This is a genomic window from Rhodovulum sp. (assembly GCF_011048875.1).
In the GTDB taxonomy this organism is placed as follows: Bacteria; Pseudomonadota; Alphaproteobacteria; order Rhodobacterales; family Rhodobacteraceae; genus Rhodovulum; species Rhodovulum tesquicola.
In genome coordinates this window covers 1-4047 of record NZ_DSDD01000131.1, presented here as the reverse complement: position 1 = coordinate 4047, position 4047 = coordinate 1, and the positions used below count along the sequence as shown (strand labels likewise).

Annotated in this window: 5 protein-coding genes; all 5 read left to right on the top strand. The window is 70.8% G+C overall.

The genetic code is table 11. The features are described from left to right. The gene (locus tag ENN83_RS04470; protein ID WP_287184515.1) at nt 1-123 is read left to right on the top strand and encodes a 2-oxo acid dehydrogenase subunit E2; all 123 of its coding nucleotides are present in this window, start codon (nt 1-3) and stop codon (nt 121-123) included. Further along, on the top strand, nt 120-368 hold the full coding sequence (locus tag ENN83_RS04465) for an acyl carrier protein (protein WP_287184508.1): 249 nt from the start codon (nt 120-122) through the stop codon (nt 366-368). Before ENN83_RS04470 ends, ENN83_RS04465 begins: the two co-directional genes overlap by 4 nt. A 225-nt stretch (nt 369-593) precedes the next feature. Beyond that, nucleotides 594-1802 carry an ABC transporter substrate-binding protein gene (locus ENN83_RS04460; RefSeq protein ID WP_287184505.1) on the top strand — a complete coding sequence of 403 codons (1209 nt, stop codon included), beginning with the start codon at nt 594-596 and terminating at the stop codon, nt 1800-1802. Between the two features lie 6 nt (nt 1803-1808). Beyond that, nucleotides 1809-3494: an ABC transporter permease gene (locus tag ENN83_RS04455; RefSeq protein WP_287184503.1), complete on the top strand. Its 1686-nt coding sequence runs from the start codon at nt 1809-1811 to the stop codon at nt 3492-3494. Next, nucleotides 3494-4047 (top strand): ATP-binding cassette domain-containing protein (locus tag ENN83_RS04450; RefSeq protein ID WP_287184512.1); only part of this gene is annotated, 554 nt, incomplete at its 3' end. The genes ENN83_RS04455 and ENN83_RS04450, both read left to right, overlap by 1 nt.

The following is a 4047-nucleotide window of genomic DNA, read 5'->3' as shown; positions in this document are numbered from 1 at the left end:
GTGACGATCCGCCAGAGCGTTACCGCGACACTGGCCGCCGATCACCGCGTCAGCGACGGACGGATCGGCGCACGTTTCCTGCTGGAGATCGAACGGCACTTGCAACATCCGGAGGAGCCATGACCGAAGACGAGATCCGTGCAGCCTACCTGACCGCGCTCAGCTCGGTTGCGCCCGATATCGAAGCGGAAGCGATCGGACCCGACGACCATTTGCAGGAAGATCCGGAGCTTGACCCGATAGGTGGGCTGAACCTTGTGGCGGTGCTGCACAAGGCGCTTGGGGTGGATATCCCCGAGCGGGACTATCCGCAGATCGCGACTCTTGCGCTGGCGGTGGGCTATCTCGGGCGGCAGCTTGCGGGGTGAGGGGGCGGCTCCCGCCCCCGGCCGGCGCGGGGCGTTCGCCCCGCTTGTCCGGGGTTGGGCGTGGCGCCCGGCGATGCCGGGCGCGCTCCGCGCGGGAATATTCAATGCCAGAAGAAGGGAGGCGTAAGGGTCGTGCTCGGTCGATCACGGGGGTTTTCAAGCTTGGGGCTTCGCGGGGCGGTGGCGGCTTGGCATAAGGGTGATGAACCCGGAGGGAGACTGCCGATGCGCCGCTTTGCCGTTCTTGCCGCCCTGACCGCCCTGGGGCCCGGGTCCGCGCTGGCCGAACCAGACCCCGCCGACTGGCAGGCGGTTCTGGAGGAGGCGCGGGGACAGGTGGTTTACTGGCACGCCTGGGGCGGGGCGGCGGCGACCAATGATTTCATCCGCTGGGCCGGTGACGAGGTTGCGGCGCGCCATGGCGTGCGGGTCGAGCATGTGAAGCTGGCCGATACCGCGGATGCCGTCAGCCGCGTGCTGGCCGAGAAGACCGCCGGAAAGGATACCGGAGGCGCGGTCGACCTGATCTGGATCAACGGGCCGAATTTTGCTGCGATGAAGGAGGCGGGGCTGCTGTTCGGTCCCTGGGCCGAGGATTTGCCGAACTGGCGCTTTGTAGATGTGGACGGTAAGCCAGCGGTGACGGCCGATTTCACGGTGCCGACCGGGGGGCTGGAAAGCCCATGGGCGATGGCGCAGGTGGTGTTTTTCCATGACGCCGCACGGCTGCCCGATCCGCCCCGCAGCATGGCGGCGCTACTGGATTGGGCGGCGGCCAATCCGGGCCGCTTCACCTATCCCCAGCCGCCCGATTTCCTGGGTACGACCTTCCTGAAACAGGCGCTTTACGGGATGGTCGCGGATCCGGCCCTGTTGCTGCGCCCGGCCGATCAGGCCGATTACGCCGCCGTGACCGCTCCGCTCTGGGCGTTTCTGGACGATCTGACGCCGCATCTTTGGCGGCAGGGCCGGGCCTATCCGCCGAACGGGCCGCGGCAATTGCAGCTCATGGCGGATGGCGAGATCGACCTCGCGATTTCGTTCAGCCCGGGCGAGGCTTCGGCTGCGATCGCGAACGGGCAGTTGCCGCAGACCGTGCGGACCTTCGTTCTGGAGGGCGGCACGATCGGCAATGCAAGTTTCGTGGCGATCCCCTACAACGCCAATGCCAAGGCGGGCGCGATGGTTCTGGCCGATTTCCTGCTGTCGCCCGAGGCACAGGCGCGGGCGCAGGATCCGGATGTGCTGGGCTATGGCACGGTGCTGGCCATGGACAAGCTGTCGCCCGAGGACCGCGCGCGGTTCGAGGCGCTGGAGCTGGGCATCGCCACGCTCTCGCCCGAGGAGCTGGGCCCCGCGCTACCCGAGCCGCACCCGTCCTGGATGCGCCTAATCGAGGCGGATTGGGGCACGCGCTTTGGCCTGGCCGAGTAGCCGCCCATGCGCCCGCTGCGCGGCGCGCCGCTGCTGACGCTGCTGGTCCTGCTGGGGCCGGTCGCGGCGGGGCTGATCGGTACGCTGGCCCCCGCGCTGGGGGTGTTCCCCGCGCTTGGGGGCACGCGGCCGAGCGCGGCACCCATGACCGCGCTGGCGGCCTGGCCGGGGCTGCCGGGGGCGGTGATGCTGTCGGTCGGGGTGGGGCTGGCGGCCACGGCGATCTCGCTGGCTATCGTGGTGTTGTTCGTCGCGGGGTGGCAGGGCACGCGGACGATGGCGGGGCTGGAGCGCGCGCTGGCGCCGTTTCTGTCGGTGCCGCATGCGGCGGCGGCCTTTGGCCTTGCCTTCCTGATCGCGCCCTCGGGCTGGATCGCCCGCGCGCTGTCGCCCCGGGCGACGGGGTGGGAGCGGCCGCCCGATCTGTTGATCGTGCAGGACCCCCTGGGGCTGGCGATGGTCGCGGGGCTGGTGGTCAAGGAGGTGCCGTTCCTGTTGCTCATGACGCTGGCAGCACTTCCGCAGGTTCGACCGGCGCAGAGGATGGGGGTGGCGCGCGCGCTGGGCTATGGGCGCGTGACGGGCTGGCTGAAGGCGGTGTTTCCGTGCGTCTATGCCCAGATCCGGCTGCCGGTCTATGCGGTGCTGGCCTATTCGATGTCGGTGATCGATGTGGCGATCATCCTTGGCCCCGGCACGCCGCCGCCGCTGTCGGTGCAGGTGGTGCGCTGGATGGCGGACCCGGATCTGACGCTGCGGTTTCTGGCGGCGGCGGGGGCGGTGTTGCAACTGGTGCTGGTGATCGGCGCGCTGGGCCTGTGGCGGCTGGGCGAGGTCGTGCTGGGGCGGTTGGGCCGGGTCTGGGCCGAGGCGGGCGCGTGGCAACAGGGCGATGGCGTGTTGCGGCTGGCCGGGCTGGGGCTGGCCATGCTGGCGGCGGGCGCGGTGATCGCGGGGCTGGCCGGGCTGGGTCTGTGGTCGGTGGTGGGGCTCTGGCCCTTTCCCGAGACATGGCCCGAGACGGTCAGTGCGCGAAGCTGGCTTCGGCATGGCCCGGGGCTTCTGGCGCCGGGACTTGAAACGCTCTGGATCGCGGGGGCGGCAACCGCTCTGGCGCTGGCGCTGGTGCTGGCCTGTCTGGAGGCCGAGCATCGCTTTGGTCTGGTGCCAGGGGCGCGCAGCCTGTGGCTTTTGTACCTGCCGCTCCTGGTGCCGCAGGTCGCGTTCCTGCCGGGCTTGCAGGGTTTCGCGCTGATGGCGGGCGTCGATACGGGGCGGGGGGCGGTGATCCTGGGGCATCTGGTCTTTGTGCTGCCCTATGTCTTCCTGTCGCTGGCCGCGCCATGGCGGGCCTGGGACGCACGCCATGCAAGCGTCGCTGCGGCGCTGGGGGCGGGGCCGGGGCGGGTGTTCTGGCAGGTGCGGCTGCCGATGCTGCTGGCCCCGGTGCTGAGCGCGGCGGCGGTGGGCTTTGCGGTGTCGGTCGGGCAATACCTGCCGACGCTGCTGATCGGGGGCGGACGGGTGCAGACGCTGACGACCGAGGCAGTCGCGCTGGCCGCGGGCGGCGACCGGCGGGCGATCGCGGTCACCGCGCTGACGCAGACGCTGGTGGGGATGGCGGGCTTTGCGCTGGCGCTGGCGGCCCCGCGGATTCTGTGGGCGAACCGGCGCGGGCTGAGGGCAGGCTGATGGCGGGGTTGCGGCTGGAGGGACTGAGGATAACGCGCGCCGGACTGCCGCTTGTGGCGCTGGAGGCAGAGATCGCGCCGGGCGAGGTATTGAGCGTGATGGGGCCGTCGGGATCGGGCAAGTCCACGCTTCTTTCGGCGATCATGGGCACGCTGGCACCGAGTTTCGCGATGACGGGGCGGGTGTGGCTTGACGGGCGAGAAATGACGCGCCAGCCGCCCGAGGCGCGGCGGGTGGGCATCCTCTATCAGGAGGAGCTGCTGTTCCCGCATCTGAGCGTCGGCGGCAACCTGGCCTTCGGCCTGCCGCGCGCGGTGCGGGGGCGGACGGCACGGGCGGCGCGCGTGGCGGCGGCGCTTGCCGAGGTCGGGCTGGCGGGCTTTGCGGATCGCGATCCCGCGACGCTGTCGGGCGGGCAGAAGGCGCGCGTCGCCCTGATGCGGATGCTCTTGGCCGAACCGCGCGCGCTGCTGCTGGACGAGCCGTTCTCGCGGCTGGATGCCGGTCTGAGGGTGCAGGTGCGCGAGATGGTCTTTGCGCGCGCCCGGGCGCG